The organism is Pseudomonas sp. CAN1, from assembly GCF_030462585.1.
In the GTDB taxonomy this organism is placed as follows: Bacteria; Pseudomonadota; Gammaproteobacteria; order Pseudomonadales; family Pseudomonadaceae; genus Pseudomonas.
Genome location: NZ_JASMRU010000012.1, coordinates 42,582 through 64,027, shown reverse-complemented (window position 1 = coordinate 64,027; position 21,446 = coordinate 42,582). Strand labels below are relative to the sequence as shown.

At 64.6% G+C, this 21,446-nt stretch carries 16 protein-coding genes; 11 read left to right on the top strand and 5 right to left on the bottom strand.

Annotated features, from left to right (window positions below; genetic code table 11):
- Positions 1–380 precede the first annotated feature (380 nt).
- From fadB to QO207_RS17130, 6 genes are all read left to right on the top strand, one after another.
- Positions 381–2,528, top strand: a complete 2,148-nt coding sequence (fadB, locus tag QO207_RS17155) for a fatty acid oxidation complex subunit alpha FadB (RefSeq protein WP_301533538.1) — start codon at positions 381–383, stop codon at positions 2,526–2,528.
- A gap of 30 nt (positions 2,529–2,558) precedes the next feature.
- Entirely contained in the window at positions 2,559–3,734 is a 1,176-nt protein-coding gene (gene fadA / locus QO207_RS17150; protein WP_081519444.1) for an acetyl-CoA C-acyltransferase FadA, read from the top strand.
- Positions 3,735–3,857: 123 nt separating this feature from the next.
- Complete coding sequence (locus tag QO207_RS17145) at positions 3,858–4,121, top strand: DUF1653 domain-containing protein (RefSeq protein ID WP_301533537.1); 264 nt, start codon at positions 3,858–3,860, stop codon at positions 4,119–4,121.
- Between the two features lie 92 nt (positions 4,122–4,213).
- Positions 4,214–6,820 (top strand): type I DNA topoisomerase, encoded by a 2,607-nt coding sequence (topA, locus tag QO207_RS17140; RefSeq protein ID WP_301533536.1) that lies wholly within the window; start codon positions 4,214–4,216, stop codon positions 6,818–6,820.
- A 67-nt stretch (positions 6,821–6,887) separates the two neighbouring features.
- A complete protein-coding gene (locus tag QO207_RS17135) occupies positions 6,888–7,409 on the top strand; it encodes a DUF6586 family protein (RefSeq protein WP_301533535.1) in 522 nt (173 codons plus the stop codon).
- A gap of 107 nt (positions 7,410–7,516) precedes the next feature.
- Positions 7,517–7,756, top strand: a complete 240-nt coding sequence (locus QO207_RS17130) for a hypothetical protein (RefSeq protein WP_301533534.1) — start codon at positions 7,517–7,519, stop codon at positions 7,754–7,756.
- 44 nt (positions 7,757–7,800) lie between these two features.
- Here QO207_RS17130 and sulA read toward each other — a convergent pair whose 3' ends face one another.
- Both sulA and lexA read right to left on the bottom strand, forming a co-directional pair.
- Positions 7,801–8,274 carry an SOS-induced cell division inhibitor SulA gene (gene sulA / locus QO207_RS17125; RefSeq protein WP_301533533.1) on the bottom strand — a complete coding sequence of 158 codons (474 nt, stop codon included), beginning with the start codon at positions 8,272–8,274 and terminating at the stop codon, positions 7,801–7,803.
- Between the two features lie 13 nt (positions 8,275–8,287).
- Positions 8,288–8,902, bottom strand: coding sequence for a transcriptional repressor LexA (lexA, locus tag QO207_RS17120; RefSeq protein ID WP_026079098.1), 615 nt, complete (start codon positions 8,900–8,902; stop codon positions 8,288–8,290).
- A gap of 266 nt (positions 8,903–9,168) precedes the next feature.
- Between lexA and QO207_RS17115 the strand changes: the two genes are divergently transcribed.
- The 4 genes from QO207_RS17115 to QO207_RS17100 are packed head-to-tail and all read left to right on the top strand — an operon-like array spanning position 9,169 to position 12,221.
- Positions 9,169–9,885, top strand: a complete 717-nt coding sequence (locus QO207_RS17115) for a TetR/AcrR family transcriptional regulator (protein ID WP_301533532.1) — start codon at positions 9,169–9,171, stop codon at positions 9,883–9,885.
- Between the two features lie 56 nt (positions 9,886–9,941).
- Positions 9,942–10,466, top strand: a complete 525-nt coding sequence (locus QO207_RS17110; protein WP_301533531.1) for a L,D-transpeptidase — start codon at positions 9,942–9,944, stop codon at positions 10,464–10,466.
- Positions 10,467–10,475: 9 nt separating this feature from the next.
- The gene (gene nagZ / locus QO207_RS17105) at positions 10,476–11,474 is read left to right on the top strand and encodes a beta-N-acetylhexosaminidase (RefSeq protein ID WP_301533530.1); all 999 of its coding nucleotides are present in this window, start codon (positions 10,476–10,478) and stop codon (positions 11,472–11,474) included.
- A 9-nt stretch (positions 11,475–11,483) separates the two neighbouring features.
- Complete coding sequence (locus tag QO207_RS17100) at positions 11,484–12,221, top strand: S-methyl-5'-thioinosine phosphorylase (RefSeq protein WP_301533529.1); 738 nt, start codon at positions 11,484–11,486, stop codon at positions 12,219–12,221.
- 53 nt (positions 12,222–12,274) lie between these two features.
- On the opposite strand, the gene QO207_RS17095 is transcribed toward QO207_RS17100, so the two are convergent.
- Genes QO207_RS17095 through mfd form a run of 3 tightly spaced genes read right to left on the bottom strand, consistent with a single transcriptional unit; the run spans position 12,275 to position 19,734 of the window.
- Positions 12,275–15,568: a DEAD/DEAH box helicase gene (locus QO207_RS17095; RefSeq protein ID WP_301533528.1), complete on the bottom strand. Its 3,294-nt coding sequence runs from the start codon at positions 15,566–15,568 to the stop codon at positions 12,275–12,277.
- Between the two features lie 24 nt (positions 15,569–15,592).
- A complete protein-coding gene (locus QO207_RS17090; RefSeq protein WP_301533527.1) occupies positions 15,593–16,258 on the bottom strand; it encodes a CsiV family protein in 666 nt (221 codons plus the stop codon).
- A gap of 11 nt (positions 16,259–16,269) precedes the next feature.
- A complete protein-coding gene (gene mfd, locus QO207_RS17085) occupies positions 16,270–19,734 on the bottom strand; it encodes a transcription-repair coupling factor (RefSeq protein ID WP_301533526.1) in 3,465 nt (1,154 codons plus the stop codon).
- A 140-nt stretch (positions 19,735–19,874) separates the two neighbouring features.
- On the opposite strand from mfd, the gene QO207_RS17080 reads away from it, so the two are divergent.
- Positions 19,875–21,341, top strand: a complete 1,467-nt coding sequence (locus QO207_RS17080) for a glyceraldehyde-3-phosphate dehydrogenase (protein ID WP_301533525.1) — start codon at positions 19,875–19,877, stop codon at positions 21,339–21,341.
- Positions 21,342–21,446 lie beyond the last annotated feature (105 nt).

Sequence of the window (21,446 nt, the reverse complement as noted above, 5' to 3'; positions counted from 1 at the left end):
CGCCCGACTCTAGCGCGGGCCATGGGGTTTGAACAGTGGCTGTCGGGACGTCTGTGCCAGGTAACAATTGTCACGATAGGCGTGGTGAATAGCTCGTCAGGGCTGCGCTGAATGCTCCGGGCCAGACGCCCCGGCCGCTTTGCGACTGTTACGTCTCGCCGATTGACAAGCATTGGCTTTTGCTAGAAGGTGGGCGCACCCAAATCAAACGGGCGTATGAATCGAGCGTTTGCCATGTGCGATGATTCGATCAGAACGCCCCGGCTATCGCGTCGGCGGGTGTGCCGCAAGCTTTGGGACTATCCTCGGCGCTGCCGAACGGTCCCGATACACGGTGTCCGACGTGTGATTTCAAGCTTCCCTAGCGTGGAGATCAGTTGATGATTTACCAAGGTAAAGCCATCACGGTTAAGGCTCTTGAGAGCGGCATCGTCGAACTGAATTTCGACCTCAAGGGCGAGTCCGTCAACAAGTTCAACCGACTCACCCTGAATGAACTGCGCCAAGCAGTCGATACCATCAAGGCCGATGCGTCCGTCAAGGGCGTGATCGTGACCAGCGGCAAGGGCGTGTTCATCGTCGGCGCCGACATCACCGAGTTCGTCGACAACTTCAAGCTGTCCGACGAAGAGCTGCTGGCCGGCAACCTCGAAGCCAACAAGATCTTCAGTGACTTCGAAGACCTGAACGTTCCGACCGTAGCCGCGATCAACGGCATCGCCCTGGGCGGCGGTCTGGAAATGTGCCTGGCTGCCGACTTCCGTGTCATGAGCGCCACCGCCAAGGTCGGCCTGCCGGAAGTGAAGCTGGGCATCTACCCGGGCTTCGGCGGTACCGTCCGCCTGCCGCGCATCATCGGCTGCGACAACGCGGTCGAGTGGATCGCCTCGGGCAAGGAAAACCGTGCTGAAGACGCGCTGAAAGTCGGCGCCGTCGACGCCGTCGTGGCTCCGGAGCAGCTGCAAGCCGCCGCCCTGGACCTGGTCAAGCGCGCCATCGCCGGCGAGCTGGACCACAAGGCCCGCCGTCAGCCGAAGCTGGAAAAGCTCAAGCTGAACGCCATCGAGCAGATGATGGCCTTCGAGACCGCCAAGGGCTTCGTCGCTGGCCAGGCCGGCCCGAACTACCCGGCTCCGGTCGAAGCGATCAAGTCGATCCAGAAAGCCGCCAACTTCGGTCGTGACAAGGCGCTGGAGATCGAAGCCCAGGGCTTCGTGAAACTGGCCAAGACCTCGGTTGCGCAGAGCCTGATCGGCCTGTTCCTCAACGACCAGGACCTGAAGAAGAAGGCCAAGCAGTACGACGAGATCGCCAAGGACGTGAAACTGGCCGCCGTACTGGGCGCCGGCATCATGGGTGGCGGCATCGCCTACCAGTCCGCTTCCAAGGGCACTCCGATCCTGATGAAGGATATCCGCGAAGAGGGTATCCAGATGGGTCTGAACGAGGCCTCGAAGCTGCTGGGCAAGCGCGTCGAAAAAGGCCGCATGACCCCGGCCAAGATGGCCGAGGCCCTGAACGCCATTCGCCCGACCATGTCCTACGGTGATTTCGGCGCCGTCGACATCGTCGTCGAAGCCGTGGTCGAAAATCCGAAGGTCAAGCAGATCGTTCTGGCCGAAGTTGAAGGCGTCGTGAAGGAAGATGCGGTTCTCGCGTCGAACACCTCCACCATCTCTATCAACCTGCTGGCCAAGGCACTCAAGCGTCCGGAAAACTTCGTCGGCATGCACTTCTTCAACCCGGTGCACATGATGCCCTTGGTCGAAGTCATCCGTGGCGAGAAGTCCAGCGACGTTGCCGTCGCCACCACCGTGGCCTACGCCAAGAAGATGGGCAAGAACCCCATCGTGGTGAATGACTGCCCCGGCTTCCTGGTCAACCGCGTGCTGTTCCCGTACTTCGGCGGCTTCTCCAAGCTGCTGGGCTTCGGTGTGGACTTCGTGCGCATCGACAAGGTCATGGAGAAGTTCGGCTGGCCCATGGGCCCGGCCTACCTGTCCGACGTGGTCGGCATCGACACCGGCCACCACGGCCGCGACGTGATGGCTGAAGGCTTCCCGGACCGCATGGCCGTGGAAGGCAAGACTGCCGTCGACGTGATGTACGACGCCGATCGCCTGGGCCAGAAGAACGGCAAGGGCTTCTACGCCTACGAGACCGACAAGCGCGGCAAGCCGAAGAAAGTCACCGACCCGCAGGCTTATGAGCTGCTGAAGTCCATCGTCACCGAGCAGCGCGAGCTGACCGACGAGGACATCATCAACTACATGATGATCCCGCTGTGCCTGGAAACCGTGCGTTGCCTGGAAGATGGCATCGTCGAAACCGCTGCCGAGGCCGACATGGGCCTGATCTACGGCATCGGCTTCCCTCCCTTCCGTGGCGGTGCCCTGCGTTACATCGACTCCATCGGTGTGGCCGAATTCGTCGCACTGGCCGACCAGTACGCCGACCTGGGTGCGCTGTACCACCCGACCGCGAAGCTGCGTGAAATGGCCAAGAACGGCCAGAAGTTCTTCGGTTGAGTGCGCAACGAATAGAGCGAGAGTGAATTTATGAGCCTGAATCCGAGAGACGCCGTCATTGTCGACTTCGGCCGCACCCCGATGGGCCGTTCGAAGGGTGGCATGCACCGCAACACCCGCGCGGAGAACATGTCCGCGCACCTGATCAGCAAGCTGCTGGAGCGCAACCCGAAGATCGACCCGGCGGAAGTCGAGGACGTGATCTGGGGCTGCGTCAACCAGACCCTGGAGCAGGGCTGGAACATCGCGCGCATGGCGTCGCTGATGACCCAGATCCCGCACACCAGCGCCGGCCAGACCGTCAGCCGCCTGTGCGGCTCGTCCATGAGCGCCCTGCACACTGCCGTGCAGGCGATCCAGACCGGCAACGGTGACGTCTTCGTCATCGGCGGTGTGGAGCACATGGGCCACGTCGGCATGATGCACGGCGTCGATCCGAACCCGCACATGTCCCTGTACGCTGCCAAGGCGTCGGGCATGATGGGCCTGACCGCCGAAATGCTGGGCAAGATGCACGGCATCACCCGCGAGGCGCAGGACAAGTTCGGCGTGCGTTCGCACCAGCTGGCCTGGAAAGCGACCCAGGAAGGCAAGTTCAAAGACGAAATCATCCCGATGGAAGGTTACGACGAGAACGGCTTCCTGAAGGTCTTCGACTTCGACGAGACCATCCGTCCGGAAACCACCCTGGAAAGCCTGGCCGCCCTGAAACCGGCGTTCAACCCCAAGGGCGGCACCGTGACTGCGGGTACTTCCTCGCAGATCACCGACGGCGCTTCCTGCATGATCGTCATGAGCGCCCAGCGTGCTCAGGACCTGGGCGTGCAGCCGATGGCCGTGGTTCGCGCCATGGCCGTGGCAGGTGTTGACCCGGCGATCATGGGCTACGGCCCGGTACCGTCGACCAACAAGGCGCTCAAGCGTGCCGGCCTGACCATCAACGACATCGACTTCTTCGAGCTCAACGAAGCCTTCGCCGCACAGGCCCTGCCGGTGCTGAAGGACCTCAAGATCCTCGACAAGATGGAAGAGAAGGTCAACCTGCACGGCGGCGCCATCGCCCTGGGTCACCCGTTCGGCTGCTCCGGTGCGCGTATCTCCGGCACCCTGCTGAACGTGATGAAGCAGAACAGTGGCACCCTGGGCGTATCCACCATGTGCGTGGGTCTCGGTCAGGGCATCACCACCGTCTTCGAACGCGTCTAAGCTTTCGACGATGGGAGAGCCGGGGCCTTGTGCCCCGGCTTTCGTTTTTGTCGGACGGGGATTGCCCCGCGGCAGCGCAATGAGCACAATCGCCGCCTTTTGGCCGGCCGAGGGAGAACCGACATGCATTTGCAGCCCGGACTGTATCGACATTACAAGGGACAGCAGTACCGCGTGCTCGGCGTCGCCCGGCATTCCGAGACCGAGGAAGAGCTGGTGATCTACCAGGCGCTTTACGGCGAGTTCGGCCTCTGGGTACGCCCACTGAGCATGTTCACCGAAGCGGTGGAAGTGAATGGCGAGAAGGTTCCGCGCTTCGCTCTGGTCAGCGCCGAAGACGATCCGCTGGGTCTTCTGACAGGCCCGTCTGGCGAAACCCAAGCTTGACCTTGGCGCGACCGCCACTATATATAGCGGTGCCGCTCCTAGCTCCTCCCTCCTTGTAAATTCATCTTTTCGACGCAGGAATATTCCGATCCATGGGTAAATCGCTGGTCATCGTGGAATCACCGGCCAAGGCCAAGACCATCAACAAGTACCTGGGCAACCAGTACGTGGTGAAGTCGAGCATCGGCCACATCCGCGACCTGCCCACCAGCGGCTCGTCCGCGTCGAAGGAGCCTGCGGCAAAAACGCGCAAGACTGCTGCCGAGGCGCCGGCCCTGTCGCCGAAGGAGAAGGCCAAGCGCCAGCTCGTCACCCGCATGGGTGTCGACCCGGAGCACGGCTGGAAGGCCCGGTACGAGATCCTGCCCGGCAAGGAAAAGGTGATCGAGGAACTGCGTCGCCTGGCCAAGGATGCCGACACCATCTATCTCGCAACCGACTTGGACCGCGAAGGGGAGGCCATTGCCTGGCACCTGCGCGAGGCCATCGGCGGCGACGACTCGCGCTACAAGCGTGTGGTCTTCAACGAAATCACCAAGAAGGCCATCCAGGAGGCCTTCTCCCAGCCCGGCGAGCTGGATATCAACCGCGTGAATGCCCAGCAGGCACGCCGCTTCCTCGACCGCGTGGTGGGCTACATGGTCTCGCCGCTGCTGTGGGCGAAGATCGCCCGTGGCCTGTCCGCCGGCCGTGTACAGTCGGTGGCGGTGAAGCTGGTGGTCGAGCGTGAGCGCGAGATCCGCGCCTTCGTCCCGGAAGAATACTGGGAAGTGCACGCCGACCTCGGCACGCCGAAGAACGACAAGGTCCGCTTCGAAGTGGTGCGCGAGAAGGGCGAAGCCTTCAAGCCGCTGAACGAAGCCCAGGCCACCGCTGCCCTGGAGAAGCTCAAGTCCGCCAGCTACAGCATCGCCAAGCGCGAAGACAAGCCGACTTCCAGCAAGCCCTCGGCGCCGTTCATCACTTCCACCCTGCAGCAGGCCGCGAGCAACCGCCTGGGCTTCGGGGTGAAGAAGACCATGATGATGGCCCAGCGTCTCTACGAAGCCGGCTACATCACCTATATGCGTACCGACTCGACCAACCTGTCGGCCGACGCCATCGACATGGTGCGCGGCTTCATCGACAGCGAGTTCGGCAAGAAATACCTGCCCGCCAAGCCGAATTTCTATTCGAGCAAGGAAGGCGCCCAGGAAGCGCACGAAGCGATTCGTCCTTCCGACGTCAACCTGCGTCCGACCCAGCTGTCGGGCATGGAGCGCGACGCCGAGCGCCTGTACGACCTGATCTGGCGCCAGTTCGTCGCCTGCCAGATGCCGCCGGCCGAATACCTGTCGACCACTGTCAGCGCCGCTGCCGGTGACTTCGAGCTGCGCGCCAAGGGCCGCATCCTCAAGTTCGACGGCTACACCAAGGTGCTGCCGCAGCAGAGCAAGCCGGGCGAGGATGATGTCCTGCCGCTGATGAACCAGGGCGATGCGATGAAGCTGCTCAAGCTCGACCCGAGCCAGCACTTCACCAAGCCGCCGGCACGCTTCTCCGAAGCCAGCCTGGTCAAGGAACTGGAAAAGCGCGGTATCGGCCGCCCGTCCACCTATGCGGCGATCATCTCCACCATCCAGGAGCGTGGCTACGTCACCACCCACAACCGCCGCTTCTACGCGGAAAAGATGGGCGACATCGTCACCGACCGCCTCAACGAGAGCTTCTCCAACCTGATGGACTACGGCTTCACCGCCGGCATGGAAGAGAACCTCGATGACGTGGCCCAGGGCGAGCGCGACTGGAAGAACGTGCTGGACGAGTTCTACGGCGACTTCCGCAAGAAGCTCGACCTGGCCGAAGCCTCCAACGACGGCATGCGCGCCAACCAGCCGACCCTGACCGACATCCCCTGCCGCGAGTGCGGCCGGCCGATGATGATCCGTACCGCCTCCACCGGCGTGTTCCTCGGCTGCTCGGGCTACAGCCTGCCGCCGAAAGAGCGCTGCAAGGCGACCGTGAACCTGATTCCTGGCGACGAGATCGCTGCGGATGACGAAGGCGAATCCGAATCCCGCGTACTGCGTGGCAAGCACCGCTGCCCGATCTGCAGCACCGCGATGGATGCCTACCTGGTCGACGAGAAGCGCAAGTTGCACATCTGCGGCAACAACCCCGATTGCGCCGGCTACGAGATCGAGGAAGGCCAGTACCGCATCAAGGGCTACGAAGGCCCGAGCCTGGAATGCGACAAGTGCGGCAGCGAGATGCAGCTCAAGACCGGCCGTTTCGGCAAGTTCTTCGGTTGCACCAACCCGACCTGCAAGAACACCCGCAAGCTGCTTAAGAGCGGCGAGCCGGCGCCGCCGAAGATGGACGCCATCCGCATGCCGGAACTCAAGTGCGAGAAGGTCGATGACGTCTACGTACTGCGTGACGGCGCTTCCGGCCTGTTCCTGGCCGCCAGCCAGTTCCCGAAGAACCGCGAGACCCGCGCTCCGCTGGTGGCCGAGCTGATCCCGCACAAGGAAGAGCTGGATCCGAAGTACCACTTCCTGCTGTCCGCTCCGGCGAAAGACCCGGATGGTCGCCCGGCGGTGATCCGCTTCAGCCGCAAGACCAAGGAGCAGTACGTGCAGTCCGAAGTCGACGGCAAGCCCACCGGCTGGCGTGCGTTCTTCGACGGCGGCAAGTGGAAGGTCGAAGACAAGCGCTGATGGAAGGCGCGCCCCGCTGAGGCGGGGCGTGCTTATACTGCCGAAGTCGACTGCAGAGGGCCCGGTCATGGCGAACGAACTCTATACCCGCACCAACCAGAAGCTGTTCTTCGCCGGCCTTGCCCTGGAAGCCTGGCGCAACGCCGAAACGGCGCGCGCAATGAACGCCCAGGCGCGCATCCAGGCCGAGCGTGAAGCGGCGCTGTTCCACCTCTACGGAGCGGTGCTTGGCGTGGCCCATGAGATCGCCGGCTACTACCGCCTGCCCCAGGCCGGTGCGCCGCGCGTCGAGCTGCTGCTCAATGCCGAGGTGCTGGCCGCAGCGCCAAGCCCGGAGCTGGCGGAAATGGTCGAACTGGCGCAATCGTCGGAAGCCTGGCTGGGTCGCCTGTTGGGCGCTTACGCCGCACTGTTCCAGCCGCCGAGCGAGCCGAAGAAGGCCAAGGTCGATCCGACCCAGCCGCTGATCCAGGCGGTGAATGTCGACGACGAGGCACCAGTTGAGTTGAGTAATGACGAGCTGGAAGCCTGGCGCAAATCCCTCAAGGAGCTGGTGCTGCGCTTCCGCGCATCGCTGACCGAGCTCTGATTCCTGCTTCACAGCGTGCCGGCCTTCCGGTCGGTCCGCGCAAGCTTTGGCTAGGGCGCGGCGAATGTGGCTGTTACACTACGCGTTCTGCTGTGGAGAACGTCGCTATGCCAACCTCATTTCTGGAAATTGTCGAGCTGCCTGACGGGCGTATCGTGCTGCGTCGTGCGGACGAAGAGGAGGCGCTGGTGACCCTGGAGTTCTCCGCCGATGCCAAGGGCTTCCTGCAGGGCCAGCACATCGAGATCGCCAAGGCGATGTTCAATGTCGGTGTGCAGATGGCTGGTCGTCTTGCCGAAGGCGGCGACATGAGCGTGGATGAAGAAGGCCCACGCGTCCTGCACTGAGTTCTTCCGCTTCGCCGCGTTCGCGGCGAAGCTTCTCGATCCGATCACCCCAGACGAATATTCAGGCTCTGCGCCTGGCCGGCAACGGCGGCGCGGGACAGTTGCGTGCGCGCCTTCGTGCTGAGATTCAGCCAGCTCACCACGGTGTGGCTGTTGCCCAGGCGCAGTGCTTCGCAGGCCAGGGCCTGGGCGGCGGCCTGATCGCGGGCCGGCAGCAGCAGGATGCGTTCGCGGTTCAGCCCGGCCTTGCGCAGGAAGTCCGGGGTCAGGCTCGACGGCGGGGCGATCAGGGTCAGCCAGCGCGAGTCGCTTTCCTCGCTCAGCTCGCGGAGCATCGGCGCCAGCAGGGTCAGGCACTGGCCGGGGAGGCCGCGCAGGGATATCTCGCTGAAGGCGCTCTCGTCGGCGACGGGCTCTTCTTCCATCAGCTCCGGGAGCAGGGGAGCAGTACCGCTTGCCCAGAGTGCTTCCTGGAACAGCGGGAGTTGCGGCAGGTTCTGCGGCTGCGGGTACTGCATGGGGATCTCCTGTTCAGCGACGGATGACGCCGACGCTCAAGCCTTCGATGACCAGTTCCTGTTCCTTGAGATCGACCTCGATAGGGGCGAACTCCGGGTTCTCGGCGAGCAGCCAGACCTTGCTGCCTTCGCGCTTGAAGCGCTTCACCGTGACCTCTTCGCCCAGGCGGGCGACGACGATCTGGCCGTTGCGCGCCTCGCGGGTGACGTGCACGGCGAGCAGGTCGCCATCCATGATGCCGACGTCCTTCATGCTCTGGCCGCGTACACGCAGCAGATAGTCGGCCGGCGGGTTGAAGAAGGTGGGGTTGATCCGGCAGGTGTCGTCGACGTTCTGCTCGGCGAGGATAGGCGCACCGGCGGCGACGCGGCCGATGATCGGCAGCTCGTCGTCGTTGGCGGCGGCCTTGGGCTCGAAGCCGGGGATTCGGATGCCGCGGGAAGCGCCCGGGGTCATCTCGATGGCGCCTTTGCGGGCGAGGGCTTTCAGGTGCTCCTCGGCGGCGTTGGGCGACTTGAAGCCGAGTTCCTGGGCGATTTCCGCGCGGGTGGGCGGGTAGCCGTTGGCTTCCAGGCAGCGTTTGATGAAGGCGAGGATCTCGGCTTGGCGCGGCGTGAGCTTCAGCATGTCCATACTCTGGCTTTTTATACAGTGCCTGGAATTATATACAGTGATGGCGGGCTGGCAATGCTTTTGTTGTGCGCGTCTGTCGAGGCGCCGCCGCTGCATGTAACCTTTGGCAGCTGGCAGGCGTCTTGCTATTGGCGTTTTGCTAATAAGTAGGGTGTCTCGTCGCATTGCCATGATATTGGTAACAATCCATCGCACTTTGCTTGACAATAGAAGACGCTGAAACGTATGTTTCAAACAAGTGTTTGTCAGGCGGAGTAGCCATGGCCCAGTCGGAAACCGTCGAACGCATCCTGGATGCTGCGGAACAGCTGTTCGCGGAGAAAGGCTTCGCCGAAACCTCGCTGCGTCTGATCACCAGCAAGGCGGGGGTGAACCTCGCGGCGGTGAACTATCACTTCGGCTCGAAGAAGGCGCTGATTCAGGCAGTCTTCTCGCGCTTCCTCGGCCCGTTCTGCGCCAGTCTCGAGAAGGAACTGGACCGCCGCCAGGCCAAGCCGGACGCGCCGCGCGCTTCCCTCGAAGAGCTGCTTGAACTGCTGGTCGTCCAGGCCATGGCGGTGAAGCCGCGCAGCGGCAATGACCTGTCGATCTTCATGCGCCTGCTCGGCCTGGCCTTCAGCCAGAGCCAGGGTCACCTGCGCAAGTACCTCGAAGAGGTCTACGGCAAGGTGTTCCGCCGCTACATGCTGCTGGTCAACGAGTCCGCGCCGCGCCTGCCGCCGCTGGAGTTGTTCTGGCGCGTGCACTTCATGCTGGGTACCGCGGTGTTCAGCATGTCCGGCATCAAGGCCCTGCGGGCCATGGCTGAGAACGATTTCGGCGTGAACACTTCCATCGAGCAGGTGATGCGCCTGATGGTGCCGTTCCTCGCCGCCGGCATGCGTGCCGACAGCGGTGTCAGCGATCCTTCGCTGGCCGGCGCGCAGCTCAAGCCGCGTACCAAGCCGAGTGCCGCACAGGCGCCCGCCAAGGCCTGATCCGCGCCCGGCTTCGCGCTGGGCTGCGTCGGCGTGATCGGCTACAGTAGCCGGCCATGGCTGACCTCGACCTCCTGCATATTTCCCTTGCTGACCAGACGCTCTACGGCTTTGCCGCAGGGCGACTGGTCGTGCGTATTCCGGTATCCAGCGCCGCCAACGGTGCGGGGGAGCGCAATGGCTCGGGCTGCACGCCGCGTGGCTTGCACCAGGTCCGTGCGCGGATCGGCGAGGGGCTGCCCAAAGGTGCGGTGCTGAAGGGTCGACGCTGGACCGGCGAGACCTGGACGGCCGAGCTGCACGAGGCGTTTCCCGGTCGCGACTGGATTCTCTCGCGCATCCTCTGGCTCAGCGGCTGCGAACCCGGCCGCAACCGGATGGGCGTGGTCGACACCTTCCGCCGCTACATCTACCTGCACGGCACGCCGGACTGCGAGCCCATGGGAGTGGCGCTGTCCCACGGCTGTATCCGCCTGCGCAATGACCACCTGCTGGAACTCTTCCCGCGGGTGCCGCTCCATTGCCGGGTCTGTATTGAAGAAGCCGCCTGTCCCGAGTGGCAGGCGGTGCAACTGGATTAAGGAATGCACATGCAAGGCTCCCTGATGCTCGATATCGGCGGCACCTGGCTCACCGCCGAGGACCGCCAGATCCTGCGCCACCCGGAAGTCGGTGGCCTGATCATCTTCGCCCGCAACATCGAATCGCCGCGCCAGGTGCGCGAGCTGATGGAGTCCATCCGCGCAGTACGCCCCGACCTGCTGCTGGCGGTTGACCAGGAAGGCGGTCGCGTGCAGCGCCTGCGCCAGGGCTTCCTGCGACTGCCTGCCATGCGTGCCATCGCCGATAACGCCAACGCCGAGCGCCTGGCTGAGCAGTGCGGCTGGCTGATGGCGACTGAGGTGCTGGCGGTGGGGCTCGACCTGAGCTTCGCCCCGGTACTGGATCTGGATCACCAGCGCAGCGCCGTGGTCGGCAGCCGCGCCTTCGAAGGCAATCCGGAGCGCGCCGTTGCGCTGGCTGGCGCCTTCGTTCGCGGTATGCGCGCCGCCGGCATGGCGTCCACTGGCAAGCACTTCCCCGGCCATGGCTGGGCGGAAGTCGATTCCCACGTAGGCATTCCCGAGGACGAGCGCACGCTGGAGCAGATTCGTGCCGTAGACCTGGTGCCGTTCCAGCGCCTGTCCGGCGAGCTGGACGCGCTGATGCCGGCCCACGTGATCTACCCTCAGGTCGATCCGAATCCGGCAGGCTTCTCCCGCCGCTGGCTGCAGGACATCCTGCGCGGCGAACTGGGCTTCGATGGGGTGATCTTCAGCGACGACCTGTCCATGGCCGGCGCCCACGTGGTCGGCGATGCCGCCAACCGTATCGAAGCGGCGCTGAATGCCGGTTGCGACATGGGCCTGGTGTGCAACGACCGTGCTTCCGCCGAGCTGGCCCTGAGCGCCCTGCAGCGCCTGAAGGTCACTGCGCCACAGCGCCTGCAACGCATGCGCGCCAAGGCCTGGCCGGGTACCGAGTACAAGCAGCTGCCGCGCTGGCAACAGGCCGTCGGCGAATTGCGTGCCGCACAACTGATTGATTAAGGATTTGCCATGACTGTCTACGCCATCATCGGCGGCACCGGCCTGACCCAGCTGGAAGGGTTGACCCTGAAGGATGCCATCGAACTCGACACACCCTATGGCGCGCCCTCGGCGGCCATCCAGCGGGGCGAGTTCGCCGGCCGCGAGGTGCTGTTCCTCGCCCGCCACGGCCATCCCCATCGCTTCCCGCCGCACCAGGTGAACTACCGCGCCAACCTCTGGGCGCTGAAGCAGGCTGGTGCCGAAGCCATCCTGGCGGTGAACGCCGTGGGTGGCATCCACGCCGCCATGGGCAGTGGCCATCTCTGCGTGCCGCACCAGATCATCGATTACACCTGGGGTCGTGAGCACACCTATTTCGCCGGTGATATCGAGCATGTCACCCACATCGATTTCAGCCATCCCTATGACGAGCCGTTGCGGCAGAAGCTGGTCGCCGCGTTGCAGGCGCTGGGCTATGCCTACAGCAGCCATGGCGTGTACGCCGCGACCCAGGGCCCGCGCCTGGAAACCGTGGCGGAAGTCGCCAAGCTGGAGCGCGACGGTTGCGACATCATCGGCATGACCGGCATGCCCGAGGCGGCGCTGGCTCGTGAGCTGGACCTGCCTTACGCCTGCCTGTCGCTGGTGGTGAACCCGGCGGCCGGCAAGTCCAGCGGCATCATCACCATGGCCGAGATCGAGCAGGCGCTGCACGAAGGCATCGGCAAGGTGCGCGAAGTGCTGGGGCGTGTACTGGTGAGCTGACAGCTTGCCGGAGCGGTCCGCTCCGGCAGGATCAGTAGCCCTTTATTCTGTCCTTACGGACTCGGCAGCGGCGCGAAGAGCGCGTCGATGTCGCCCTCCTGCAATTGCAGTCCGGTGTTCTTGCCTTCTTCCAGCACGCCGGCAGCCAGGGCAGCCTTGCGTGCCTGCAGTTGCTGGATCTTTTCTTCCAGGGTGCCGCGGGCAATCAGTTTGTAGACGAACACCGGCTTGTCCTGGCCAATGCGGTAGGCGCGGTCGGTGGCCTGCTGCTCCACCGCCGGGTTCCACCACGGGTCGTAGTGGATCACGGTATCGGCGGCGGTGAGGTTCAGGCCGGTGCCGCCGGCCTTCAGGCTGATCAGAAACAGCGGCACGCGACCTTTCTGGAAGTCGTCCACCGGCTGGCGGCGATTGTGGGTGTCGCCGGTGAGCAGGGCGTAGGCAATGTTGCGCGCCTCCAGCTCCGTCCGGATCAGATCCAGCATGGAAGTGAATTGCGAGAAGAGCAGAACGCGCCGGCCTTCGGAGAGCAGTTCTTCGAGCATCTCCAGCACGGTGGTGAGCTTGCCTGAATCGGTTGCTGGCACACCTTCGTGCAGAAGGCGTGGGTCGCAGCAGACCTGGCGCAACTTGAGCAGCGCTTCGAGCACGACGATGTGGGCACTGGCCAGGCCCTTGCGGCTGATTTCCTCGCGGACCTTGCGGTTCATTGCCAGGCGAACTGTTTCGTAGAGGTCGCGCTGGGTATCGCTGAGCTCCACCCACTGGGTGATTTCGCTTTTCGGCGGCAGCTCGCTGGCGACCTGGTCCTTGCGCCGGCGCAGCAGGAAAGGCTTGATCCGGGCATTCAGGTGGGCCAGGCGGCGTTCGTCTCCAGCCCGCTCGATGGGGTTGCGATAGAGACGGGCAAAGCTGCGTTCATCGCCCAGCCAGCCGGGCAGTACGAGGTTGAACAACGACCACAGCTCACCCAGGTGGTTTTCCAGCGGGGTACCGGTCAGGCACAGGCGCTGCCGGGCGTCGAGGCGAGTGGCGGCCCTGGCGGACTTGCTGCGGGCATTCTTGAGGTATTGCGCTTCGTCGAACACCACCAGGTGCAAGGGCTGTTGGGCCAGCATCTCGATGTCGCGGGGCAGCAGTGCGTAAGTGCTCAGGAGCAGGTCGTGTTGCCCGAGCGTATCCAGGTCCCTGGGGCGGTCGCCGCCATGCAGGGTCAGCACGCGCAGTTGCGGGGCGAAGCGCGCGGCCTCGTCCTGCCAGTTGGAGACCAGGCTGGTGGGCATCAGCACCAGGGCCGGGCGATCCAGGCGCCCGGCGTGTTTTTCCGTGAGCAGGTGGGCCAGTACCTGCAAGGTCTTGCCCAGGCCCATGTCGTCACCGAGGATGCCGCCAAGCTCCAGTTCGCGCAGGGCCTGCATCCAGGCCAGGCCTTGCTCCTGGTAAGGGCGCAGGTGCGCCTGCAGGCCCTCCGGAACGGGGCACGGTTGTTGGCGGTGGTCGCGCAAACGGCGGGCCAGGCGCAGCAGGTTGTCGCTGCCTTGCCAACGCAGCGGTTGTTCATCCAGCAGGGTCAGCAGGCTGGCATCGACCCGGGGTATCCGCAGGCGGCTGTCGTCATGCTGCGAGCTGGCCAGCAGCAGGCTCTCCAGTAACCGAAGCATGGCTTGTACGCGCGCCACTGGCAGGCTGACGCTGATCGGCTTGCCATCGGTTTGGCGCAAGGCATTCAGGCGTAGCGCTACGGCGCTCTGGCCGGAGCCCTCGCGCAGGGCTGCCGGGGGTTGCTGAAGAAGCTTGAGCAGCGGCTGCAGCAGGCTGATCGGCTGGCCGTCGACGACGATGCCCAGTTCCAGGTCGAACCAGGCATGACCCGGTTCCTCCTGGACATCGGCGTACCACTCCTCGATCTCGCTGAAATCGAAAGGAAAGTCATCGGCAATCTGCACCACCCAGCCTTCGGTGCGCAGCTCCTGCAGCAGGGCAGGGACGATGGCGGCCCAGGAGCCTTCATCGAGCGGGCGGAAGCCTTCGTAGTCAGCGTCCAGCCTGGACGGCAGGTCGCCTTTGGCGAGTTTCTTCAGGTTCAGGCGCTGCAGCCTTCTGCGCAGGCTCTGCTCGGCTTTGGCTTGCCGCTCGATGACGACGAAGGCGCCATCTTCCACGACGCGGATGGGTTGGTCACTGCGTGCCGGGCCGTGCGCGAAGTGTTCGCCATAGGCAAAGCGCAGGCAGGCCTGATACCGGTCGGGCCGCCCGAAGTAGTCGCGCTCGGCATTCAACAGCAGGTGTGCCACCGGCTGCAGGTCGTCACGGCGGCGCTCGGCCGTTTGCAGGGGAAGCGGCGCCTCGGGTGCCAGCTGCCTGAGTTGCAGGCCGAACAGTGCCGCTTCCGCGGCTGAGACGGGTGGGGCGCTGAGCAGGGAGGCCGGCAGGGCGTCGGGGAGGTTGTGGCGTGTAGGGCCGGCGAGCGAGTTATGGCGGTCGATGTACCAGGGCGGGCAGAGGTTCCCCAGCAGCTGCGGCGTCGGGTCGGCCGCGATCTGCCAGGCGCAGACGTAGCTGTCGTCTTCGCGCTGTTGCCATTTCAGCTCGATCGGCAATTCGCTGCCTGCTTGCAGGCGGCCATTGGGGTGCTCCAGATCGAAGAACAGCTGGCCGCTGTCGAGGATCAGCGCCATCAGCTCGGCGCCCTCGCGACCATCCAGGAGAACTTCATTCTCCTGGGCTTCCACCCCGCTACAAGCCAGGGCGCGCAGCAGGATGCGCTGGTCCGGCTCGGTGACGCCGCGCGCCAGGGCTGCGGCGATCGAGGTCAGCCGGGCATAGGTGATACCTGTGCCGTCCTCCCCGCGTGCCCGGGCGTGAATGAATACTCGGCCGGTCTTGGTCAGTCGGTAACAAAGTGGCTCGGTATGAGGCGCGCGGGGCTCGGGAGCAGCCTTCAGTGTGGCTGGAAGCTTCCTCAGCCAGCCCTGCAAGGTTGCCGATAACTGGGTGGCCGGCGTTGCCGCGGGCCTCGCTGCTGACGGCGCGACAGGTTTTTCAGGTGCAGGCGAGAAGTCCTGCTCCTCGAGAAAGCGCAACAACAGCGCGGCGCAATGCTTGCAGTCGAAGCCGACTGGGCAATCGCAGCTGCAATCGAGCGTGTCGCCGCTTCGCGAGAGGGTGATTTTCTGCCGATAGCGGCGCTGGTTCGAGCCCTCGCACAGGCCCTCCAGCGACCGCTCGGCGAGGCGCAGGATACGCGCCCGGCCTTCTCGGGCGTAGGCTTCCCCGCGCACCAGGGTGACCGCGGGAAACAATCGGCGCCAGGGAATGCGCTGCAACYGCTCGGCAAACGGTCCCATGGCGCGGCCTTTGTCAGGGCTTGGTTATTGTGCGGGCTGTGCCGGCGGCGGGGCGTCGAAGCCGCCGTCTGCCGGGGCAGCCGGTGCCTGCTGTTGCTGTTGCGGTGCGTCCGGGCCGGTCGGCGCCTCGTCTTCCATCCCTGGCGGCGGGGCGGAGGCGGGCTTGGCGTTGAGCGGGCTGACCTTGATCAGCATGCCCAGGCTCGGGTGATCGAGGTAGGTCAGCACGCTGTTCTTCAGGCTGGCTTCCTGGACCATGTGCTGGCTGTTGGCGAGCAGGCCGTCCTGGCCGAACTGGTTGATCCAGAAGTCGGTCTGGGTGTTCACGAAGCGCTGCTGGCTGAGAGTGACGGTGCCTTCCACCGGGAAGTGGCCGTCACGCTGGGCGCCTTCGGTCAGGGAAATCTTTACCGGGTTGGCATCGATCTCCTGGCGCCAGGCCTTGTGCATCAGCACCTGGAAGCCTTCGTTCTGTTTCAGCTTGGCGACCTGGGCGTCCATTGCGGTGGGGCGTGAGCTGTCCGGCCCCGGCGGCTGCGCGCCCTTGGCCCAGTCGTCGGGCGCGGGGCGGCTGGCAAACACGGCGTCGCCGGACTGCTGGAACAGGATCAGCTCCACCTGGTAAGGCTCGGCGAAGGCCGCTGGCGACAGCAGTGCCAGGGACAACAGCAGGGGTTGGAACAGGCGCATGCACAGGGTCCTTAGTGAGTCTGTGGCGTGAGGCGCTCAAGCAGCGCCTCCAGCGTGTTGAAGCGTTCTTCCGGGCGCTCCATGGGCACCTGGAACTTGAAGAGGGTGGCCCCTTCGAATTTGTACCGGTTGGGCTGGCTCTGGATCATCTTGATCAGCACCAGCGGGTCGACGCAGGTGTCTGCGGCGAATTCTACCCGTCCGCCCTGTGGACCGGCATCTACCTTCACGATGCCGAGTTTTTCCGCCTGCAGTTTGAGAAGCGTCAGACGGATCAGGTTCTTCGCCGGCTCCGGCAGCAGGCCGAAGCGATCGATCATTTCCACCTGCAGTTCGCGCAGGCCGTCCTCGTCGGCGGCGTTGGCGATGCGCTTGTAGAGGATCAGGCGGGCATGGACGTCCGGCAGGTAATCCTCGGGGATCAGCGCCGGCACGCGCAGGTTGATGTCCGGGCCGCCGCCCAGCGGCTGCTCCAGGTTCGGCTGCTCGCCCTTGCGGATGGCCTTCACTGCGCGTTCGAGCATTTCCATGTAGAGGGTGAAGCCGACTGCCTGGATCTGCCCGCTCTGGCCGTCGCCGAGCAACTCGCCGGCGCCGCGGATTTCAAGGTCATGGGTGGCCAGCACGAAACCGGCACCGAGGTCCTGGGCGTTGGCGATGGCTTCCAGGCGCTTCTCGGCGTCCGGGGTCATCTGCTTGCGCGGCGGGGTGAGCAGGTAGGCATAGGCCTGGTGGTGGCTGCGGCCGACGCGTCCGCGCAGCTGGTGCAGCTGGGCCAGGCCGAACTTGTCGGCGCGCTCGATGAGGATGGTGTTGGCGCTCGGCACGTCGATGCCGGTCTCGATGATGGTCGAGGCCACCAGCACGTTGAAGCGCTTGTGGTAGAAGTCGCTCATCACCCGTTCCAGGTCGCGCTCGTTCATCTGCCCGTGGCCGATGCCGATGCGCGCCTCGGGAACCAGCTCCGCCAGGTCGCGGGCGCACTTCTCGATGGTCTTCACTTCGTTGTGCAGGAAGTACACCTGGCCGCCGCGCAGCAGTTCGCGCAGCAGGGCTTCCTTGATCACCGACTTCTGCTCTTCCATGACGAAGGTGCGCACGGACAGCCGGCGCGCCGGCGGCGTGGCGATGATCGACAGGTCGCGCATGCCGGCCACCGCCATGTTCAGCGTGCGCGGGATCGGCGTGGCGGTGAGGGTGAGGATGTCCACTTCGCTGCGCAGAGATTTGAGCTGTTCCTTCTGGCGCACGCCGAAACGGTGTTCCTCGTCGATGATGACCAGGCCGAGGTTCTTGAACTTGACGTCGTCCTGCAGCAGCTTGTGGGTGCCGATGACGATGTCGACCTTGCCTTCGGCCAGCTGCGCCACGGCGCCCTCGACTTCCTTGGCGGACTTGAAGCGGCTCATCACCTCGACCGTCACCGGCCAGTCGGCGAAGCGGTCGCGGAAGCTGTTGTAGTGCTGCTGGGCGAGCAGGGTGGTGGGCACCAGTACGGCGACCTGCTTGCCGCTGTGCACCGCGACGAAGGCCGCGCGCATGGCCACTTCGGTCTTGCCGAAGCCCACGTCGCCGCACACCAGGCGGTCCATCGGCTTGTCGGCAAGCATATCGGCCACCACCGCCTCGATGGCGGACTGCTGGTCCGGGGTTTCCTCGAAGGGGAAGCCGGCGGAGAAGGTCGCGTAGTCGACCTGCGGGTCCTTGAACGCGTAGCCCTTGCGGGCGGCGCGGCGGGCATAGATGTCGAGCAGCTCGGCGGCGACGTCGCGGACCTGTTCGGCGGCCTTGCGCTTGGCTTTTTGCCAGGTTTCCGAGCCCAGCTTGTGCAGCGGCGCCAGGGCGTCGTCGCTGCCGGTGTAGCGGGCGATCAGGTGCAGGTTGGCCACCGGCACGTAGAGCTTGGCCTCGTCGGCGTATTGCAGGGCGAGGAACTCGGCGTTCTGGCCGTCGATTTCCAGGGTGATCAGGCCCATGTAGCGGCCGACACCGTGGTCGATGTGCACTACCGGCGCGCCTTCGCGCAGCTCGGTGAGGTTCTTGATGACGTTCTCGCCACCGTCGCGGGTCTTCTCGCGGCGTCGGCGCTGCATGACGCGCTGGCCGAACAGCGGGCTCTCGGCGACCAGGGCGATGCCTGGCTGGCCCTTGTCGGCATCCAGCAGCAGGCCTTCGTCCATCGGCGCGATGGTGATCGCCAGGCGGTCCTTGTGCGCCAGGAAGCCCGGCCAGCCCTCGACTTCCACCGGGCGCAGCTTCAGCCGTGCCAGCAGTTCCAGCAGTACCTCGCGGCGACCGGCGGATTCGGCGGTGAACAGGATGCGCCCGTCGAACTGCTCGATGAACTGGCGCAGACGTGCCAGCGGCTCGCTGGCCTTGGCCTCGATAGCCAGCTCCGGCAGGGCTTCGGCGGGGAAGCGCTCGCGGCCGACGCCGGTCTCGATCGGCTCGGGGCTGACCACTACGCGCGGCCAGTTCTTCAGGCGGGCGAAGCAGTCTTCCACCGGCAGGAATACTTCACCTGGCGGCAATAGTGGGCGTTCCGGATCGTAGCGGCGGTCTTCGTAGCGGCTGCGCACGTCGGTCCAGAACTGCTCGGCGGCGTTCTCGATGCCTGGCAGGGAGAACACCTGGGTGTCCTGCGGCAGGTAGTCGAACAGCGTCGAAGTCTCGCCCTCTTCGAAGAACAGCGGGATGTAGTACTCGATGCCGGAGGGTGTCAGGCCGCTCGCCAGGTCCTGGTAGATCGGGCAGCGGCGGTAGTCGACGTCGAAACGCTCGCGGAAGCGGCCGCGGAAGCCGGTGACTGCGTCCTTGCGCAGCGGGAACTCGCGGGCCGGCAGCAGGCGGATGCTCTCCACCTTGTCGATGGAGCGCTGGGTTTCCGGATCGAATGTACGAAGCGTCTCGATTTCATCGTCGAAAAGGTCGATTCGGTAGGGCAATTCGCTGCCCATCGGGAACAGGTCGATCAGCGCGCCGCGCACGGCGAACTCGCCGTGTTCGTAGACGGTGTCGACGCAGCGATAGCCGGCGGCCTCGAAGCGGCTGCGCATCTGCTCGACGTCGAGCTTCTGGCCGACATCCAGCACCAGGCTGCTGCCGAGCAGGAACTTGGCCGGCGCCAGGCGGTGCAGGGCGGTGGTGATCGGCACCACCAGCACGCCGCGGCGCAGCTCGGGCAACTGGTAAAGGGTGGCGACGCGCTGGGAAATGATGTCCTGGTGCGGCGAGAACACGTCGTAGGGCAGGGTTTCCCAGTCCGGCAGCTGCAGTACCGGCAGGTCCGGCGCGAAGAAGCGCAGTTCCTGCTCCAGGCGCTCGGCGCTCTGGCTGTCGGCGGTCAGCAACAGGGTGAAACGCTTCGCCGGACCGGCGGCTTCGGCGATGGCCAGGCTCAGGGCGGCTCCGGGGAGGTTGCCCCAGGATTGCTTGCCGGCAGCGGTCGGCAGCGAGGGAATGCGCAATACGGACACGGGCAGTCGTGGCTCCGGTCGAGGGATTTGACCCGGGGGATTGTAACTATCCCGATTGACGGATGTCAGTCATACGACCGCTGCGGATTGCCGGCGATTGTTCACGCCGTCATAATGTAGCCCCTTTTTTCTTCTCCTACATGTGGAAGGTATTGCCCGTGACCCAGAAGCCCGACCAGTGTCTCGGTGAGTGGATCGATCGTGAAGCCCTCGCGGAAGCCATGATTCCGCTGATCGGTCAGCTGTACCGTAACAACAACGTGGTGACCTCGATCTACGGCCGTGGCCTGATCAACCGTTCGGTGATCGCGATCCTCAAAGCGCACCGTTTCGCCCGTCACCGCCTGGCCGAAGAAGGCGGGCTGTCGGTTCACGACACTTTCCCGATCCTCAAGGCGATGAGCGAGCTCAAGCTGGGCGCAGCCTCGGTAGACCTGGGCAAGATGGTTGCCAAGTTCAAGACCGACGGTAACGGCCGCAGCATCGAGCAGTTCACCAAGGACGAGCTGGCCGATGTCGTCGGCAAGCAGAACGGCGGCGCCCGCGAAGGCACCGACGTCGTCCTCTACGGTTTCGGTCGTATCGGCCGCCTGCTGGCGCGCATCCTCATCGAGAAGACCGGTGGTGGCGACGGCCTGCGCCTGCGCGCCATCGTCGTCCGCAAGGGCGCCGAGAACGACCTGGTCAAGCGTGCCAGCCTGCTGCGTCGTGACTCCGTGCATGGTCCGTTCGACGGCACCATCACCATCGACGAAGAACACAACACCATCACCGCCAACGGCAACCTGATCCAGGTGATCTACTCCAACGACCCGGCGTCGATCGACTACACCCAGTACGGCATCAAGAAAGCCCTGCTGGTCGACAACACCGGCAAGTGGCGTGACGCCGAAGGCCTGGGCCAGCACCTGAAGTGCCCGGGTATCGATCGCGTGATCCTGACCGCTCCGGGCAAGGGCGCGCTGAAGAACGTCGTCCACGGCATCAACCATGGCGACATCACCGCTGACGACAAGATCGTTTCCGCCGCTTCCTGCACCACCAACGCCATCGTGCCGGTGCTCAAGGCTGTGAACGACCAGTACGGCATCGTCAACGGCCACGTCGAAACCGTTCACTCGTTCACCAACGACCAGAACCTGATCGACAACTTCCACAAGGGCAGCCGTCGTGGCCGCGCCGCGCCGCTGAACATGGTGATCACCGAGACTGGCGCCGCTACCGCTGCCGCCAAGGCTCTGCCGGTTCTGAAAGGCAAGCTGACCGGCAACGCCATCCGCGTTCCGACGCCGAACGTCTCCATGGCCATCCTCAACCTGAACCTGGAAAAGGCCACCAACCGCGAAGAGATCAACGAGTACCTGCGCCAGATGGCCATGCACTCGGACCTGCAGAAGCAGATCGACTTCGTCTCCTCCCAGGAAGTGGTGTCCACCGACTTCGTCGGCTCCCGCCATGCCGGCGTCGTCGATGCCGAGGCGACCATCGCCAACGACAACCGCGTCGTCCTGTACGTCTGGTACGACAACGAGTTCGGCTACAGCTGCCAGGTCGTCCGCGTGATGGAAGACATGGCTGGCGTGAACCCGCCGGCTTTCCCGCGCTGATCCAGGCGGTCTAGATAAACGGGAGCTCTCGGGCTCCCGTTTTTCGTTACTGGCTCCACCATAAACACCAATAAAATCTGCCAATTCCCGAACCTGGAAAGACTT